The organism is Inediibacterium massiliense (assembly GCF_001282725.1).
GTDB classification, from domain to species: domain Bacteria; phylum Bacillota; class Clostridia; order Peptostreptococcales; family Thermotaleaceae; genus Anaerophilus; species Anaerophilus massiliensis.
Map to the genome: position 1 here is coordinate 933421 of NZ_LN876587.1, position 18253 is coordinate 951673.

An 18253-nucleotide genomic window follows, 5' to 3' on the forward strand; every position below is an offset into this window, starting at 1 on the left:
TTTATTTTCAAAAGTATATAAAGAGTAAAAGAATTGATAATGAAAATACTATATGATTCATATGATTATAAAAAGGAGGGCTGAGAGATGATAAAAAATTCACCTTATCAAAAAATGATGGAGCCTTCTCCATATGCAACGGCTAATGATGCACAATTAAAAAAGAAATCTCCAAATATAAAAGATTTACAACCCGTATGTATATTAGCAGATAAAGTATATTCTTATTGTCAACAAAGAGATTGTTTTCCAAAATTGAAAGTAGAGATAGGGTATAAAGGAGAGCAATTTCAATTTGTAGGAATTTATTTTCAAGAAGGCTATATATGTGAAGGAACCTTACAAGTGACTCCTTTAGGTGCAAAGCGACCCAATTTTTCTAGAATTCAATTTCATCTAAAAATACCTTTTACTGTTCAATTAAGAAATATATTATCAGGAGAAATTATAGATATCAATGGATTTTTACCAGATATCATAAAGGATATTGTTATGTACATGCCTCAAGCAAGAAATGAATTTAATTTTAAAATAGTGGTAGAAACTCGTTCGGAAGTTTTGGCTCCTGTAGAGCTATTCAAAGATTATATCACCATACCCATAGGAGTACTTTCTGTGATTCGGGTTGTAGGAAAAATTGAACTTTTAGTTGCAGCATATTCTTTAAATACGGAACCACCTGAAGCAGAAAATTATGAAGAATGTGAAAAGAAGATGTATCGAGAATTTGAAAAAAGACCTTTTCCATATGATTTTTTTCCAATGGAATTTGAGGACAAAAATATAGGGGTTTAGAAATAAAGGAGAAAAATATGAAAGTATTATTCCAAATTAGAAAAGATTATTTAAAAAATCCAGCTGGAGATACTGTGATTTTTAACAATTTAAGAAAAAATTTGATTCAACTAGGAATAAAAGTAGATGCATATACAGATTGTAACATTGATTTACAAAAATATGATATGATCCATATTTTTAATACCATAAGAGTAAGAGAAACTTATGAATTTATTAGACATGCTAAAAAAAATGAAAAAAAAATTATACTTACTCCTATATATTGGGATTTAAAAGAATATTTCAAAACAACAGGGCAGAGTGAAAAACTAAAGTTTTGGGAAATGAGCGAAAAAAAAAGAGCGTTTATTTTCAAAAATTGTGATATGTATTTGCCTCATTGTCAAGAAGAAGCAGAACTGATTATTAAAAAATATGATTGTAATACACCTTATAAAGTGATTCCTTATGGAATAGATGAAAACTTTAATAAGGGAGAGACTCATTATTTAAAACAAAAATACGGAATAGATGAGTATATTCTATGTGTAGGAAGAATTCATATTCAGAAAAATCAATTAGGTCTTATCAAAGCTTTTCAAAGAGAAAAAATTCCTATCGTACTGGTAGGAGGAGTCAATGATGATATATATTTAAGAAAATGTATGAAAGAAGCAGGAGAAAATATATATTTTATAAAAAATACGCAAAGGAGTCATCTGCCTTCTATTTATAAAAGTGCAAAGGTTCATGTCCTTCCTAGTTTTTTAGAATATCCAGGATTGGTAAACTTAGAGGCAGGGATTGCAGGATGTAATGTGATTACTACTCAAATAGGAACTGCAAAATCTATTTTAAAGGATTTTGCAGATTATTGTAATCCTTACGAAATCAATTCTATTTATAAAGAAACCATGAAAGCTTATGAAAAGAAGAAGAATACTCAACTACAAGAGTTCATAAAAGAACATTATACATGGGAAAAAATAGGATTCACTGTAAAACAGATTTATGAGACGATGATATCTACATAAAATGTAGTAATAATTTTAATATTCAAAAAACCATTTCAAATTTATTTTTATGAGATAGGAATATGAATAAGAAGGAAAATATTTTTAAAATATAAATTTAAAAATGATTGACTTTAATAAATAGAAATGATATGATATCAAATATAAATTTTAGGAGGAAAGAATTATGAAAAACTTATTAATTATAACAATCCAACATGTCTTTAATAGCCAATTTAGATAGGGTTTGTACTGAAAGTTGACATAGGTACAAACCCAGAAATTCTTTGAATTCAAAGGTTTGTATCTATGTTGGCTATAAAATATAAGTGTTTCATAATTATTTTATAGAAAGCCACATAGATCATCTATGTGGCTTTTACGTTTTTTCTTTATATCTTTATTGAAAAGCCACATGGAGTGCCATGTGGCTTTTTGCATACAAAAATATAGAGAGGAGAATTTTTATGGAAATAGTAATGAGTGTATTGGCACAAAGTCTAATTTTATCCATTATGGTGTTAGGGGTGTATATAAGTTATAAAATTTTAGATTTTCCAGATTTATCTGCAGATGGAAGCTTTACTTTAGGAGGAGCAATAATAGCTGTGATGTTAAAGGGGGGGACATCTCCAATTGTAGGAAGTTTATTGGCTATAGTAGCTGGAGCAATAGCAGGACTATTAACAGGAATACTTCATGTAAAACTTAGAATATCGAATTTACTTTCTGGAATTTTAGTGATGGGAATTTTGTATTCATTCAATTTAAGGATTATGGGAAAAGCGAATATTCCTATTTTCAGCGAAACAAATATATTTTATCATTTTAATCCTTTTATGATTGCTGTTATATTTGTTGTTATCATTAAAATTTTTATAGACCTATTTTTAAAAACAGGATTGGGATATACATTAAAGGGTGTTGGAGATAATCCTCAGATGATTCAATCATTAGGAATAGAAATAGGAAAAATTAAAATATTAGGCATGATGATCTCTAATGGACTGATTGCATTTTCAGGGAGTATGATGGCACAATACCAAGGATTTACAGATATATCTATGGGTATAGGGACACTTGTATTGGGAATAGCATCTATCATTATTGGAACATCAATCATAAAAAAGACAAAATTGATACAGGAGACAACTTTAGTAATAATAGGTACATTGATTTATCAAATTACTATATATTTTGCTATGAATATAGGACTTACTCCAGTTGATTTAAAGATGATTACATCTTTAGTAATAATTATATTTTTAGCCATTAGTGGAATGAAAAACAAAAGAGGGGAGGTGGATTGCAAATGTTAAAAATTCAAAATTTATCAAAGAGCTTTTACAATTCTTATATAGGTGAAAATAGATTGTTTTCAAATCTCAATTTAGATATTCATAAAGGTGATTTTGTAAGCATTATTGGTAGCAATGGTACAGGTAAGTCAACGTTACTAAATATTATCTCAGGAGATATTCAGGAAACATCAGGAAATATTGTACTTGAAGAAAAAGATATTATCCACATGCAAAATCATAAAAGAACTAAAATCATAAGTAGAGTTTTTCAAAATCCAGCTGTAGGGACATGTCCTTCTATGACAGTAAGAGAAAATCTATCTTTAGCATTAAATAAAGGCAAATTGATTACTCTTAAATATTGTTTAAGATACAAGACCGAGGATTTAGAAAAGTTATTAGAGGATATATCCTTAGATTTAAAAAGCCTATTAGATGTAGAAGTAAAATATCTTTCAGGTGGACAAAGACAGGCTTTATCATTAATTATGGCAAGTGTATGTAATCCAAAGGTATTGTTATTAGATGAACATACAGCTGCATTAGATCCTAAAACATCTAGTGAAGTGATGAAACTCACTGAAAAAATTGTAAAAGAAAAAAATATGATTACATTGATGGTAACGCATAATTTAAAGGATGCCATACAGTATGGGAACAGACTTATTATGTTGCATAAAGGTCAGGTTATATTAGATTTAGATGAAGAACAAAAGAAAAGAATCACTGTGGAAGATATATTAAAAAAATTTGAATATGCAGTATAAAGGAGGAAATATTATGAAAAAGATAATTGTGGGAATGTTAATTATAGTAAGTATTTTATCAGGATGTGCAAAAACAGAAGATACAAAGAAAGTAATCCATATAGGGATTAATCAAATTGTAGAATATGTGGCATTAGATCAAAATAGGGAAGGATTTATCAAGGCTCTTGAGGATAGTGGCTATAAAGATGGAGAAAATATACAAATAGATTATCAAAATGCTCAAGGAGATATTGCTGTAGCTCAAACCATAGCAAAGAAATTTTCATCAGAAAAAAAAGATTTGATTTTTGCTATAGGTACTCCTGCAGCCCAAGGGGCAGTGAATACAACAAAAGAAATACCAATTATGATTAGTTCTGTTACAGATCCAGTACAAGCTGAATTAGTAAAATCTATGGAAAAGCCTGAAACAAATGTATCAGGAACTTCAGATTATTTGCCTGTGGAAAAGCAATTGGAGTTGATCAAACAACTTGTACCGAAGGCAAAAAAAATAGGGTTTATCTATAATACAAGTGAAGTAAATTCAGAAGTTCAATTAAATGAGCTCAAAAAGGTTGCAAAGGATTATGAAATTGTTCCTGCAGGAGTGACGAGTACAAATGAAGTCAATAGTAATATTGTGAGCTTAATCAAAAAGATAGATGTATTGTATGTACCAACAGATCAATTAATTGTATCATCTATGCCTATCATTGCAAAGCATACATTAGAAGCAAAGATACCTGTTATTGCAGCTGAAAAGGGAAGTGTAGAATCAGGAGCATTAGCTACTGTAGGAATTAATTATTATAAATTAGGCTATGAAACAGGCAAAATGGCAGCTTCTGTATTAAAAGGAGAGGATATTTCTAAAATGCCAATTAAAATATCTGATGAAACAGATGTATACATTAATGAAGATAGTTTAAAAATATTAAATATTCCAAAACCGTCTCTTAAAAATGTTCAATATATAAAAACAAAATAAATTTGATATAATAGCGATATATATTGAAAATATAATTGATTGATAAAATGAGACTGGGAGGATATAAAAATGGCAGAAATCAAGTATGAAATTCAAGAAACTATTGGAGCTGTTTCAGAATCATCTAAAGGATGGACAAAAGAATTAAATTTAATAAGCTGGAATGGTAGAGAAGCAAAATATGACTTGAGAGATTGGGCTCCAGAGCATGAAAAGATGGGAAAAGGAATCACTCTTACCCAAGAAGAATTAAAAAAGTTAAGAGAGATTTTAAATCAAATGGAGTTATAAAAGTGTTTATAGGATAGATACAGAAAAAGAACTGATCTTATGGGTCAGTTCTTTTTTTTGTATGATAAGAGATTGTGTGTTGAATCCATATCATTACTATAGGGTTATTCTAAAAAATAGGTAACCATTTCTAAAAAGAATACATAGTGTAAATTGAGTAGATAAAATAAGAAAATAATTAGGATCATTCATCATAAGATAAAGAAATATAGAATGGAGGAGGAGTATGAAAGTAGTTATTTTGTGTGGAGGAAAAGGCTTAAGAATGAAAGGCGAGGATGATCTTCCAAAACCTCTACAAAAGGTAGGGGATAAACCTATATTATGGCATATTATGAAGACGTATATGTATTATGGATTGGATGAATTTATTTTACTTTTAGGATATGAGGGAGAAAAAATAAAGGAATATTTTATGAATGATTATTGGAAAAATAACAATTTTGTATTAGATAGAAGAGAAAATAAAATTCATATTATGGAAGAATATGAAAAGTGGAAAATTACTTTTGTAGATACAGGAAAAGAAACCATGACAGGTGGAAGAATCAAACAGATTGAAAGCTTAATTGATGATGAAACCTTTATGCTTACCTATGGAGATGGACTTTCTGATATTCATATTAAAAATTTATTAGATTTTCATAATAAACATAAAAAAATTGCTACACTTGCAGGTATTCAAAAGAATAGTTCTTATGGACAATTGACTGTAAAGAATCACATTGCTAAATCTTTTGAAGAGAAGCCTTCTACTGGAGAAATCATAAATGGTGGATTTTTTGTATTGAATAAAAAAATATTTGAGTACATTTCAGATGAAAAAAATTGTATATTTGAACAAGAACCTTTGATAAATCTTACAAAAGATGGACAATTGGCGGTTTATCCTCACAAGGGGTTTTGGATAGGAATAGATACTTATAAAGAATTAGTACTTGTTAATGAAATGTGCAGTCAAAAAAAAGCCCCATGGGAGGTATGGAAAAATGAAGAATCATTGGAAAAATAGAAATGTATTTATTACAGGGGCTACAGGATTTTTAGGAGGATATTTAACAAATAGATTAATAGAAAAAGGAGCAAATATAACTGCTTTATTTAGAGATCGCATTCAAAATATAAAATTAAGTGAAGATATAAATTGGATAGAAGGAGATCTAAAAGATAGAACTTTATTAGAAAGAATACTAGGAGAATATGAAATTGATACAGTGTTTCATTTAGCTGCTCAAGCTATTGTAGGAATTGCTAATAAAAATCCTATATCTACTTTTGAATCCAATGTATTAGGAACATGGAATATACTAGAAGCTTGCAGGAGAAGTCCTTCTGTTAAAAATATTATTGTAGCTTCTAGTGATAAAGCATATGGAGAGCAGGAGCTTCCTTATAAAGAAGAGATGGCCCTTATGGGAAAACATCCTTATGATGTATCTAAAAGCTGTGCAGATTTAATGAGTATGTCTTATTATCATACCTATAAACTTCCTGTTTGTGTTACAAGATGTGGGAATTTATATGGAGGAGGAGATATGAACTTTAATCGAATTATTCCTCAGACGATTGAGTTTGTTTTAAATCAAAAATCTCCTATTATTCGAAGTGATGGAACTTTTGTGAGAGATTATTTTTATGTAGAAGATGCAGTGGAGGCTTATTTATTGTTAGGAGAAAAAATGAGTGAACTTAAGTTGTATGGAGAAGCTTTTAATTTTGGTAGTGAAGGATATTTATCTGTATTAGAAATTGTAAATCTCATATTAAAGGTAATGAATAGTCATCTAAAACCTATTATTTTAAATGAAGGAAATCATGAAATTAAAAATCAATATCTTTCTATAGAAAAAGCAAAACAAATATTAAATTGGAAGCCTCATTTTACTTTAGATGAGGGACTGAAAAAAACTATCAATTGGTATAAGAAATATGCTCAAGGAGAGGTGAGATATGGATAATGGTTTTTGTATGGTCGTATCTAAATATAGGATATATCAAGGAATAGTACTCATAGAATCATTATTTGAAAATATAGAAAGTCCCCAAGTATTTGTTTTGTGCATGGATCATGAAGGATATGAAATTTTATCTAATTATAAGAAAAATAATATAAAAGTAATTTCTATTGACGACATAGAGGATGAACTACTTCTTTCTAAAAAAAGAGAAAGAACCTTTAATGCATATTGCTGGACGCTTAAACCTGTATTTTTAGAATATGTAATCAAGCATTTTTCAAATATAAAAAGGGTAACTTATTTAGATGCTGATCTTTATTTTTTTAATGATATGCAATCTATTTTCGAAGAAAATATCCATACTTCTGTGTTATTATCAAACCATCATTATACAAAGAGCTTAAAAAAATATGAAGCTATATGTGGAAAATATAATTCAGGGTTTATTAGTTTTAAAAGAGATGAAAAAGGGCTTAATGCATTAAAATGGTGGAAAGAAAAGTGTTTGTCATGGTGTAGTGAAGTTATTGAAAAAGAGAGATTTGGAGATCAAAAATATTTAGATAAAATGATTCTTTTATGGGATGGAGTAGAAGAAATTAAAACAATCGGAGTGAATATAGGTTTTTGGAATCATGGAAGATATAAAACAAGTATAGTAAAGGATAAGGTATATATTAATAATGTTCCTTTAATTTTTTATCATTTTGCAGGATTTAGAATTTTAAATGAACAAGAATTTGCAATTATCGTTGGATTTAGAAATGAATTTATAGATCATATATATCTTCCATATATGAAAAAAATTCAAAAATCTATTGAAATAGTAAAAAATATTTCTCCGCATTTTCCAAAATATTTTCATGATAAAAGTTTATTACAAGGAGTAACTATTTATACCATTTCTTAAATGGGGGAGAAAGGATATGAGTAAGTTTCATTTTTCTACGGTTATATCTAATGAGTATTTATATAAAGTACTTGTTATGTATAAAAGTCTTAAAAAGTATTGTAATGATTTTAAATTATATATTTTGTGTATAGACCAATGGGCATATAACATCTTATATGATTTAAAACTTTCATATGTAGTACCTATTCATGTAGCTAGTATAGAAGATATTCATTTAAAGAAAATAAAATATGCTCGTACAAAAGGAGAATATGCATGGACTCTAAAGCCTGCCATGATGCATTATATGATGATACATTTCAAAGATGCAAAATATTTTGCTCATTTAGATGGTGATCTTTATTTTTATGATGATATAGAAAAAATATTTAATGAAAATCATGAAGCCTCTCTTTATTTGACAGATCATTATAATTCAAAAAAATTTTTAAATACCTATGATATAACTGGAAAATATAATACAGGATTTGTAGGATGTAGGAATGATAAAATAGGTTTTAAGGCAGTAAAATGGTGGAAGGAACAATGTATTCTTTGGTGTTATAAAGATGCAGATATAGAAAATAAGAGGTTTGGAGATCAAAGATATGTAGAAATGTGGGAGGAAAAATTTTCAAATGTACATGTAATAAAAACAATAGGAGCCAATGTAGCCATATGGAATATAGATAATTATAGGTTATCTTCCAAAGAAGATCATCTATATGTAGAAGATGAAAAAATAATTTTTTATCATTTTTCAGGACTAAGTATATACAATGATCAAGAATTTAATCTTTCTTGGTTTGAAGGATTATCAGATCAAATTGTAAAATATATTTATATACCTTATTTAAAAGAATTAAATGATATGATTCAATATATTAAAAAAAGATATCTTAAAATCGAAAAAGGATGGATCAAAAGAGGGAGTATTAGAGATATTCACTATTTTCATTTACAAAAATAATAAGCAAAGACTTTAGTCTTTGCTTATCTTTTTTGCATTTAAATATTTGTCTTGATTTCTTCTCCGATATAAGAAGTTTCTTTCTTTGTAAATAATTTTTTTCTTATCATATTCAAAGGAATGATACAGAAAGATAAACCTATTATAATCATCCATTCATGTATATTTAAAGGTGTGGTACGAAGTATCTTTCCACCTATAAAAGTAAGCATGATTTGAACAAAGGTGATGAATAGTACAACTTTTGAAAAACCAGGATTTTTTCTAATATTGTCAAATATATTTGCTTTTTCTGTTCTTGCATTAAACATATTAAATACATTTAAAAATATAAAGAATGAGAAAAAGCCTGTTAAAAACACTATGTCTCCTTCAGAAGATCTAAAAGCTTTACGAATCATATCAGAAGAAAGAAACAAAATACTAACTATTGATACAAAGATTCCATTAAATAAAATCGAGTTCCACATAGATTTAGATACAATGCCTTCTGTTCTAGTTTTTGGTTTTTCAAGCATATATCTTAAAAGTGCAGGTTCTCCACCAAAGGCTAAGGCAGCTAGAGTATCCATTACAAGGTTTACCCAAAGCATTTGAGTCATGGTAAGAGGTAGTCCTCCTGCTAGTCCTAAAAAAGGTCCCATAAAAGCTACGAGTACAGCTGCTACATTAATAGTTAATTGGAATATAATAAACTTTTGTATACTCTTAAAGATAGTTCTTCCATAAAGAATAGATTTTGTAATAGATAAGAAGTTGTCATCAAGTACTACAATATCTCCAGCTTCTTTTGCTACTTCTGTACCTGATCCCATTGCAAAGCCAACATCAGCTCTTTTTAGTGCAGGAGAGTCATTGACACCATCTCCTGTCATACCAACTACTAATCCTAGTTCTTGAGAAATTTTTACAAGTCTAGATTTATCACTAGGAAGTGCACGGCTTATGACACGAATATGAGGAAGAACTTTTTTTAGTTCATCATCTGTCATATGATTAATTTCTTCTGAAGTAAAAGCTAAGTCTGTATCATTTTTTAAAAGTCCTGTTTCTTTTGCAATAGCTACGGCTGTTTCTTTACGATCTCCTGTAATCATTACTACTTGAATACCTGCATTTTGGGCTTCTTTTATAGCTTTTATTGATTCTAATCTAATTTCATCTCTGATTCCTATAATTCCTACAAGGGTATAATCTCCTGTTACTTGGTCATCTTTAATTTTGCCATCTGAAGTAACAAAAGCTAATAATCTCATAGAACGACTTGCTAAAGTTTCCATTTGTTTATCTAAACGATCATAAAGGTCTTTTGAAAAAGTTTGTTTATTTCCTTCTGAGTCATAATATTGTGTACATTTATCTAATAATTTTTCAGGAGCACCTTTGATTAAGACACCATTAAAATCACCATTTAATTGACTTGCTGAGAATTTTCTACTGCTGCTAAATTCAATGTCTGCTATTTTACTAAATGTATTTGAAGAATCAAATGTGAAATCTACAAAATTCATTAAAGCTCGATCTGTAGCATTTCCTCCTACTATTTGAGGGTGATCTGTATGGGTATTACTAAGTACTGCTGCTGTATTATATTGTATAGAAGTTTTCATCAGTTTTTTAAGGGGTGTAGAGAGCTGTCCAAAGGATTTGAAGCTTTCTCCATTTCCTGTCATAAATTCTACACATTCAAGATGTCCCTTTGTAATAGTACCTGTTTTATCACTAAACAAAATATTGATACTTCCTGCTGTTTCAATTCCTATTAACTTTCTTACTAATAAGTTGTCAGCCAAAAGCTTACGCATATTAAGAGATAATACAATAGCGATCATCATAGGTAAACCTTCAGGAACAGCTACAACAATAATGACGATTGCCAATATGAAAGCTGTAACCAAATCATTCAAAGGATTTCCAAGGGCAGGATATTGATTTGTCCAATTGCTTAAGTATTGTAATATCGCTTGGGTATTAAACTGATTATCAATTACTGCAGTTTTAAAGAAATAAGAGATAGCAATTAATGTTCCGCCAATATATCCAAAAAGAGCAATTTTATCTGCTAAATCCTTTAACTTGATTTTTAAAGGAGATTCGATGTCATCTCCCATAGATAACTCTTGAGCAATTTTTCCAAAGGTAGTTGCATCGCCAATTCTTGCAGCAATTAAAATGGCTTCACCTGAAGTGACTACAGAACCTCTATAAACTTTTTTAGGGTCTGAAAAATCTTCTTTTGAAAAATCAATTGGAGTGGAAGAAGATACTTTAGATACTTCCTCTGATTCACCATTTAAAGTAGATTGATCTACTTTAATACTTCCATCAAGAATAAATCCATCTACTGGAACTTTATCTCCAGGTTGTAGAAGAATATGATCTCCTTTTACAATTTCATCAATTAATAGTTCCTGAGCGAATCCGTCTCTGAATACTTTAATACGAATTTTAGAAGCTTCTTCCTGTAATTTTTGAAATGAGTTTTCATTACTATATTCACTAATAGTAGAAATAAGTGTTGCTAAAACTACTGCTAAGGCAATTCCTAAGGATTCATACCATTCAGATTTTCCAAAGAAAAAAAAGACTACATTAATCAGTAATGCTACAATAAGTATTTTAATGATAGGGTCATTTAAATTTCCTTTTAACTTGTCCCAAAATGTTTCTCCTTGTGAAGGAGTAAGTTGATTGGTTCCATGCTTCTGACGAGAAAGTTCTACTTCTTCTGATGTTAATCCATTGTAAAATTTCATGTTTTTTATCCTCCTTATCTAAATGTAGAAAGATATAGTTTTGAAAACCATATCCAAACTATATAGATATAATATTATTTAGTTTAATATATTGCAATATATGAATGTATATGTTTTTGGGGGTATATAAGAAAAAATCATAAAATATCTCTTTTATTCTTTGTTTTTCTAAGAATATCTTTTAGTATTAGTAAGTATACTTATTTATATGTTTATAGATAGTATTAAATACCGTATAATAGATTTGGGGTGATAATATGATTCATAAGGATGAAATACTAAAACTTGTAGAAGAATTATCTTTTTCAGATGAAATAAAGCTTTCTGATATTCCAGATCTACATTTATATATAGGACAAGTTCAAAACTTTTTAACAGATAAGTTAAGTCATTTAAAGAGATCTAAAAAAGATAAAATTTTAACTACGACTATGATTAACAATTATACAAAAGATAATTTGCTAATGAAACCAACAAAAAGTAAACAATATACAAAAGAGCATATTATTTTAATGATTTTGTTATATTATTTAAAACAGATTTTATCTTTAGATGATATAAAAAGAATATTTAAAGTAGTGTTAAAGGATATGTCTACTACAGAAGATGATGTAATTGCTTTAGAGGATATTTATTCTATTTTCATAGATCTTAAAAATGATGAGTTTAGAGGAATTAATGATACGTTATCTAGAAATTTAGATGCTATTTTAGAAAAAACCAAAAATATTAACAGTCAAAATCCTCAAGAAAAAGAAAAAGACCAAGAAATGGCAGAATTATTTTTAGTAGTAATTATGTTAGTAGCACAAGCTCATGCACAAAAAAGGTTGGCAGAAAAAATTATTGATACTTACTTTAAAGAAGATGAGTAGAAAAGCTCAAAAAATTTCAGTTGAATGTTGACAAATTTACTTGGGTATAATATACTTAAAACAGAATTCATAGTAAATTACTTGGGATTCCGAAGGAGTGATAGAATGAAGCTATCTACCAAGGGAAGGTATGGAGTAAAAGCTATGTTTGAATTAGCATTAACCTTTGGGGAAGGACCTATAGCTTTAAATAGCATTGCAGAAAAACAAAATATTTCTGTTCATTATCTAGAACAGCTCTTTGCTAGTCTTAGGAAAGCAGGACTTGTTAAGAGTATAAGGGGGGCACAAGGAGGTTATATGCTCTCTAAAAAACCTGAAGAGATTACTGTTGGGGATATCATAAGAACTTTAGAAGGACCCGTAGCTCCCTCAGAATGTGTTATAGAGGATGAAAAAACAGAATGTTATAAAGCGGATTATTGTGTAACAAGAACTATATGGGAAAGAATAAGAGACAGTATTAATGAAGTGGTAGATAATATTACACTTCAAGATATGATTAATGATTACAAAAAAATCAATAAAGATGCTTATATGTATTATATATAAACTTGCAGGGAGATGATGGAATGAATAAAAGAGTGTATCTTGATTATTCTGCAACAACACCAGTCAAAAAAGAAGTTTTAGATGCCATGTATCCATATTTTACTGAAGAATTTGGAAATGCTTCAAGTATATATTCTTATGGAAGAGAAGCAAAAAAAGCAATAGATTTAGGAAGAAAAAATGTGGCTAATTTAATTGGTGCTCAAGCAGATGAAATATATTTTACAGCTGGAGGATCTGAAGCAGACAACTGGGCTATTAAAGGAATTGCTTATGCAAATAAGCAAAAAGGAAATCATATTATTACTACAAAAATAGAACATCATGCAGTACTCCATGTTTGTGAATACTTAGAAAAAGATGGTTTTGAAGTTACTTATCTAGATGTAGATGAGGATGGTTTAATTAATATAGAAGATTTTAAAAATGCTATTACAGATCAAACCATACTTATTTCTATCATGTTTGCAAATAATGAAATAGGAACTATAGAGCCTATCGAAGAAATAGGAAAAATTGCAAAAGAAAAGAAAATATATTTTCATACTGATGCTGTTCAGGCTTTGGGAAATGTAGAGATTGATGTGAAAAAATTAAATATTGATTTAATGTCTATGTCTGCTCATAAAATTTATGGTCCAAAGGGAATAGGAGCTTTATATATTAAAAAAGGAGTAAAGATACATTCTTTTATTCATGGTGGAGCACAAGAAAAAAGAAGAAGAGCAGGAACTGAAAATACTCCAGGAATCGTAGGATTTGGAAAAGCCTGTGAAATAGCTTTAGAGAATATGGACAATCATATTGAAAAATTAATAAAATTAAGAGATAGATTAATAAATGGAGTTATAGAAAAAATAGATTATGTAAGAGTGAATGGACATAGAGAAAAAAGATTACCAGGAAATGCAAATATAGTATTTGAATTTATTGAAGGAGAATCCCTTTTATTAAGCTTAGATTTAGTTGGAATTGCAGGTTCAAGCGGTTCTGCTTGTACATCAGGTTCATTAGACCCATCTCATGTTTTAATGGCTATTGGACTTCCTCATGAGATTGCTCATGGATCATTAAGACTTACTATTGGTGATTTTACTACAGAAGAAGATATAGATTATGTGCTTGAGGAACTTCCTAAAATTGTAGATCGACTAAGACAAATGTCACCACTATATGAAAATGTACAAGGGGGTCAAAAATAATGTATACAGAAAAAGTAATGGATCATTTTACAAATCCAAGAAATGTTGGAGAAATAGAAAATGCAGATGGAGTAGGACAAGTAGGAAATGCAAAATGTGGAGATATCATGAAAATCTATTTAAAAGTAGAAAATGATATCATTGAAGATGTAAAGTTTAAGACTTTTGGATGTGGATCTGCTATTGCATCTTCTAGTATTGCAACAGAAATGATCAAAGGAAAATCTATACAAGATGCAATTAAGCTTACAAACAAAGCTGTAGTAGAAGCACTAGAAGGACTTCCACCACAAAAAATTCATTGTTCTGTATTAGCAGAACAAGCCATCAAATCAGCGTTGTATGATTATGCACAAAAGCACAATATTCAATTAGATGGATTAGAAGATTTTGATCCTAATGAAGATCATCATCATGATGAGGAAGCAGAATAAGCCCAGGAATTCCTGGGCTTATTCTTTGAAGACAAGTTTGAAACAAAGTTATAAACAACGTCACTAATTTTCAAATTTGGAAAATATATAGAAACAATCGAAAATAGCATTACAAACTCGCTTGCGCTCAAACAGTGTAATGCTAATCATTTTCTCACTTATTCTATATTTTCACAAATTCTCAATAATTGTTCCTTATGTTTAGACTTTGTTTTTATATAATTTATTAACGATTTGAATACATAATTATATATATATTATAGAAAAATAAATAATAAAAGCAGGTGATCAAGTGACTTTATTAGATAAGAAAAAAGTAGTAGTAGGAATGAGTGGTGGTGTAGATAGTTCAGTAGCTGCTTATGTTTTGCAAAAACAAGGATATGAAGTGATTGGAGTAACCATGCAGGTTTGGCCAGATATGGAGGAAGAAGAAGTAGAAAGAGTAGGAGGCTGCTGTGGGCTATCTGCTGTAGATGATGCAAGAAGAGTAGCAGATAAATTGGGAATTCCCTTTTATGTTATGAATTTTAAAGAAATTTTTGAAAAAAAAGTAATTGACTATTTTGTAGATGAATATGTAAAGGGGAGAACTCCTAATCCTTGTATTGCCTGTAATAAATTTATGAAGTTTGAAGAGCTCTTAAGACGAGCTCATAATTTAGGAGCTTATTATGTAGCTACAGGACATTATGCTAAAATTTCATATGAAAATAATGAGTATAAAATCAAAAGATCTAATGCAGTAGCTAAAGATCAAACTTATGCTTTATACAATTTTACACAAGAACAGTTAAAGCATACACTAATGCCCTTAGGGGAGTTTTCATCAAAGGATGAAGTGAGAAAAATTGCAGCAGAGCTCGGACTGGAGACAGCTGCAAAACCAGATAGTCAAGAAATTTGTTTTGTAAAAGATAATGACTATGGAAATTTTATTTCAAAAAGAAAACCAAACAAAATTGTTCCGGGAAATTTTGTTGATAAAGATGGAAATATATTAGGAAAACATCATGGAATTATTTATTATACTATAGGTCAAAGAAAAGGTTTAGGAATTGCTTTAGGGAAACCTATGTATGTAGTAGATATTATTCCAAAGAAAAATCAAGTTGTATTAGGAGAAAATGAAGAAGTTTTTGGGAAAGAACTTTTAGTAGAAGATGTTAATTTTATTGTACCTAGTCAAATAAGCCCCAAAATGAATATAAAAGCACAAATAAGATACAATGCAAAGCCTTCAGAAGCTACTTTATATGTGGAAGAAAATAATCAAGTACGTATTATATTTGAAAAACCTCAAAGAGCGATTACACCTGGACAAGCAGCTGTATTTTATAATGGAGATGAACTCTTAGGAGGAGGAACAATTGTAAGAAAAGTAATATAATTGAAATGCACTTTTGAGTGCATTTTTTTTATTTATAAGTGGAATCATAAAAATATAGCAATTAAATGTGTGGTGAGATAAGATGCTTAAAAGAGGAAGTGAATGTATAGGATTACCAGTACTATGTTTAGAAGAAGGCTGTAGAGTTACTACTGTAAAAGATGTTCTTTATTGTAATCAAAATTTTCATATTTTTTCTTTTCTAGTTCAAGAAGGTGGCTATTTTTATGAGCCTAAAATGATATTTTTTAAAGATATTTTAGAAATTCATGAAAATAGTATTAAGATTCAAAGTCAAAAAAATATTCATACCATCAAAAGGAAGATAGAAAAGGTAGATTCTATTCAAAGTATTATAGGATTAGATATTAGGACCAGTGATGATAATACAATAGGAATGGTACAAGATGTTATGATAGAAACAGAGACTGGAAGAATAGTAAATTTAGTTTTAGCAGAAAGTTTGTTTGATGATTTAATGGAAGGAAGACCCTATTTGCCAGTCACAAATATTTTTGATATTCATGAAAAATCTATTAGGTTACCTCAAAATATGATTCACTCTATTCTTTATGATACAGGAGGCATCAAAAAAAAATTTTCTCTAGAATGATCAAAGAAAGGAGTGTCCCAAATGAAAAACAGATTTTTTTCAGGGATGATTGCAGGAAGTATGCTTGGAATGACTACTGGAGTATATGCATATAAAAAAATGAGTCCTAGACAAAGAAGAATGATTATGAAGAGAGGTAGAAAATTAATAAAGAATGCATCTAATGTAATAGATATGGTTCAATCTATGAGCATTTTAAGATGACTTTACAAAAAGCAGCTAATTCTAGCTGCTTTTTACAAAGTCAGATTGAATATGAGTATGAGGAGGAAAAGAATGAGTAAACCTGTATATTATCTTTTTTATATTTTAAATATAGGAATTCGTTTATTTCTTGTTTTGTTATTAGGGTTTTGTATTTATTATTTAATTCATATTGGAAATCAATATATTGATGTACATAAAAGACTGAAAATGAAAAAAAAATATTTTTTTTATTTATGGATTGGTATGATTGGTTTTTTATTCATTCTTTTAATTTATCATTTTAGAAGTATTTTATGGAAATTAGTGATTCCTATTCTTTGGGCTATTGTATTTTCTTACTTATTAAATCCCATCGTAACACAAATTGATAAAAAAGGAATAAAAAGAGTTTGGAGTGTAACCATTGTGTATTTGTCTATTATTATGATTATTTTTCTCATATCGTTTATAGTAACTCCTGCTATGATGAAAGAGACGAAAAAATTAGTAGAATTATTTCCTCAATATACAAAAGAAACAAATCAATTTTTAAATGATTTATATATAAAAATTGAAAAATTAGATCATTTTTCTCCTGAACTAAGATTTATGAAGGATAGTGTTGAAGAAAATTTGTATAAAATACAAAACATTTTTACAAAAGGTATGAAAAATATCACATTGGGTATATTTAATATATTTTCTAAAATAGTTACGATTGTGTTAATTCCTATATTTTCTTTTTATTTTTTAAAGGACATAGAATATTTTAAAAAGAAAATCATGTTTTGTATACCTAAAAGTTGTAGATGTGAATGTATTAGAATTTTTAGAGATATTCACTTATTATTAAATAAATTCATCAGAGGACAATTTATTGTAGCGTTTTTAGTAGGCATATTAAGTGTGATAGCTTTATTATTTATTCAAGTAGATTTTGCTTTTTTAATAGGTATGATTGCAGGAATTTCAAATATTATTCCTTACTTTGGACCTATCATAGGTGCTGTTCCAGGAGTATTTATTGCTTTATTAGATAGTCCTATAAAGGCTTTATGGGTGATTTTAGCTTTTACGATTATACAACAAATAGAAAGTGCGATTATTACTCCTAAAATAGTAGGAGAAAGTGTAGGACTTCATCCTATTACAGTGATATTGTCTTTATTATTAGGAGGTGAATGGTTTGGTTTAATAGGTCTTTTATTTGCTGTTCCAATTGCTGCAATTATAAAGATTGTTTCAGGACATATAATGGATTGGATGGTCAAAGGATAAGACATATAAAGAATTGACAAGAAGT

The 18253-nt window shown here is 28.8% G+C and carries 19 protein-coding genes; 18 read left to right on the forward strand and 1 reads right to left on the reverse strand.

Features of this window, described 5'->3' with window-relative positions:
- Nucleotides 1–87 precede the first annotated feature (87 nt).
- The 10 genes from BN2409_RS13025 (at nt 88) to BN2409_RS13070 (ending at nt 8942) form a co-directional block, all read left to right on the forward strand.
- Nucleotides 88–795: a hypothetical protein gene (locus tag BN2409_RS13025; RefSeq protein ID WP_053957052.1), complete on the forward strand. Its 708-nt coding sequence runs from the start codon at nt 88–90 to the stop codon at nt 793–795.
- A 17-nt stretch (nt 796–812) separates the two neighbouring features.
- Entirely contained in the window at nt 813–1811 is a 999-nt protein-coding gene (locus tag BN2409_RS13030; protein WP_053957053.1) for a glycosyltransferase family 4 protein, read from the forward strand.
- Between the two features lie 446 nt (nt 1812–2257).
- Nucleotides 2258–3109, forward strand: a complete 852-nt coding sequence (locus BN2409_RS13035) for an ABC transporter permease (RefSeq protein ID WP_110943124.1) — start codon at nt 2258–2260, stop codon at nt 3107–3109.
- On the forward strand, nt 3103–3858 hold the full coding sequence (locus BN2409_RS13040; protein WP_053957054.1) for an ABC transporter ATP-binding protein: 756 nt from the start codon (nt 3103–3105) through the stop codon (nt 3856–3858). The genes BN2409_RS13035 and BN2409_RS13040 overlap by 7 nt, the downstream gene beginning before the upstream one ends.
- Before the next feature lie 13 nt (nt 3859–3871).
- The gene (locus BN2409_RS13045; protein ID WP_053957055.1) at nt 3872–4831 is read left to right on the forward strand and encodes an ABC transporter substrate-binding protein; all 960 of its coding nucleotides are present in this window, start codon (nt 3872–3874) and stop codon (nt 4829–4831) included.
- A gap of 69 nt (nt 4832–4900) precedes the next feature.
- Nucleotides 4901–5122 (forward strand): YdbC family protein, encoded by a 222-nt coding sequence (locus tag BN2409_RS13050; protein WP_053957056.1) that lies wholly within the window; start codon nt 4901–4903, stop codon nt 5120–5122.
- A 226-nt stretch (nt 5123–5348) separates the two neighbouring features.
- Nucleotides 5349–6134, forward strand: a complete 786-nt coding sequence (locus BN2409_RS13055) for a sugar phosphate nucleotidyltransferase (protein ID WP_053957057.1) — start codon at nt 5349–5351, stop codon at nt 6132–6134.
- A complete protein-coding gene (locus BN2409_RS13060; RefSeq protein WP_053957058.1) occupies nt 6112–7080 on the forward strand; it encodes a GDP-mannose 4,6-dehydratase in 969 nt (322 codons plus the stop codon). Before BN2409_RS13055 ends, BN2409_RS13060 begins: the two co-directional genes overlap by 23 nt.
- Nucleotides 7073–7990, forward strand: coding sequence for a glycosyltransferase (locus BN2409_RS13065; RefSeq protein ID WP_053957059.1), 918 nt, complete (start codon nt 7073–7075; stop codon nt 7988–7990). The genes BN2409_RS13060 and BN2409_RS13065 overlap by 8 nt, the downstream gene beginning before the upstream one ends.
- 16 nt (nt 7991–8006) lie before the next feature.
- On the forward strand, nt 8007–8942 hold the full coding sequence (locus BN2409_RS13070; protein WP_053957060.1) for a hypothetical protein: 936 nt from the start codon (nt 8007–8009) through the stop codon (nt 8940–8942).
- A 38-nt stretch (nt 8943–8980) separates the two neighbouring features.
- On the opposite strand, the gene BN2409_RS13075 is transcribed toward BN2409_RS13070, so the two are convergent.
- Nucleotides 8981–11698, reverse strand: coding sequence for a calcium-translocating P-type ATPase, PMCA-type (locus BN2409_RS13075; RefSeq protein WP_053957061.1), 2718 nt, complete (start codon nt 11696–11698; stop codon nt 8981–8983).
- Nucleotides 11699–11955: 257 nt separating this feature from the next.
- Here BN2409_RS13075 and BN2409_RS13080 point away from each other — a divergent pair, with 257 nt between their 5' ends.
- The 8 genes from BN2409_RS13080 to BN2409_RS13115 all read left to right on the forward strand — a co-directional run bounded on the left by BN2409_RS13080 (nt 11956) and on the right by BN2409_RS13115 (nt 18228).
- Entirely contained in the window at nt 11956–12573 is a 618-nt protein-coding gene (locus tag BN2409_RS13080) for a DUF1836 domain-containing protein (protein WP_053957062.1), read from the forward strand.
- 105 nt (nt 12574–12678) lie between these two features.
- On the forward strand, nt 12679–13125 hold the full coding sequence (locus BN2409_RS13085) for an RrF2 family transcriptional regulator (RefSeq protein WP_053957063.1): 447 nt from the start codon (nt 12679–12681) through the stop codon (nt 13123–13125).
- A gap of 20 nt (nt 13126–13145) precedes the next feature.
- Nucleotides 13146–14327: a cysteine desulfurase NifS gene (gene nifS / locus BN2409_RS13090; RefSeq protein WP_053957064.1), complete on the forward strand. Its 1182-nt coding sequence runs from the start codon at nt 13146–13148 to the stop codon at nt 14325–14327.
- Nucleotides 14324–14761, forward strand: a complete 438-nt coding sequence (nifU, locus tag BN2409_RS13095; protein WP_422723684.1) for a Fe-S cluster assembly scaffold protein NifU — start codon at nt 14324–14326, stop codon at nt 14759–14761. The genes nifS and nifU overlap by 4 nt, the downstream gene beginning before the upstream one ends.
- 292 nt (nt 14762–15053) lie before the next feature.
- On the forward strand, nt 15054–16151 hold the full coding sequence (mnmA, locus tag BN2409_RS13100; protein ID WP_278320224.1) for a tRNA 2-thiouridine(34) synthase MnmA: 1098 nt from the start codon (nt 15054–15056) through the stop codon (nt 16149–16151).
- 82 nt (nt 16152–16233) lie between these two features.
- Nucleotides 16234–16764 (forward strand): PRC-barrel domain-containing protein, encoded by a 531-nt coding sequence (locus BN2409_RS13105; protein ID WP_053957066.1) that lies wholly within the window; start codon nt 16234–16236, stop codon nt 16762–16764.
- A 21-nt stretch (nt 16765–16785) separates the two neighbouring features.
- On the forward strand, nt 16786–16968 hold the full coding sequence (locus tag BN2409_RS13110; protein WP_053957067.1) for a hypothetical protein: 183 nt from the start codon (nt 16786–16788) through the stop codon (nt 16966–16968).
- A gap of 72 nt (nt 16969–17040) precedes the next feature.
- On the forward strand, nt 17041–18228 hold the full coding sequence (locus BN2409_RS13115) for an AI-2E family transporter (RefSeq protein WP_053957068.1): 1188 nt from the start codon (nt 17041–17043) through the stop codon (nt 18226–18228).
- Nucleotides 18229–18253 lie beyond the last annotated feature (25 nt).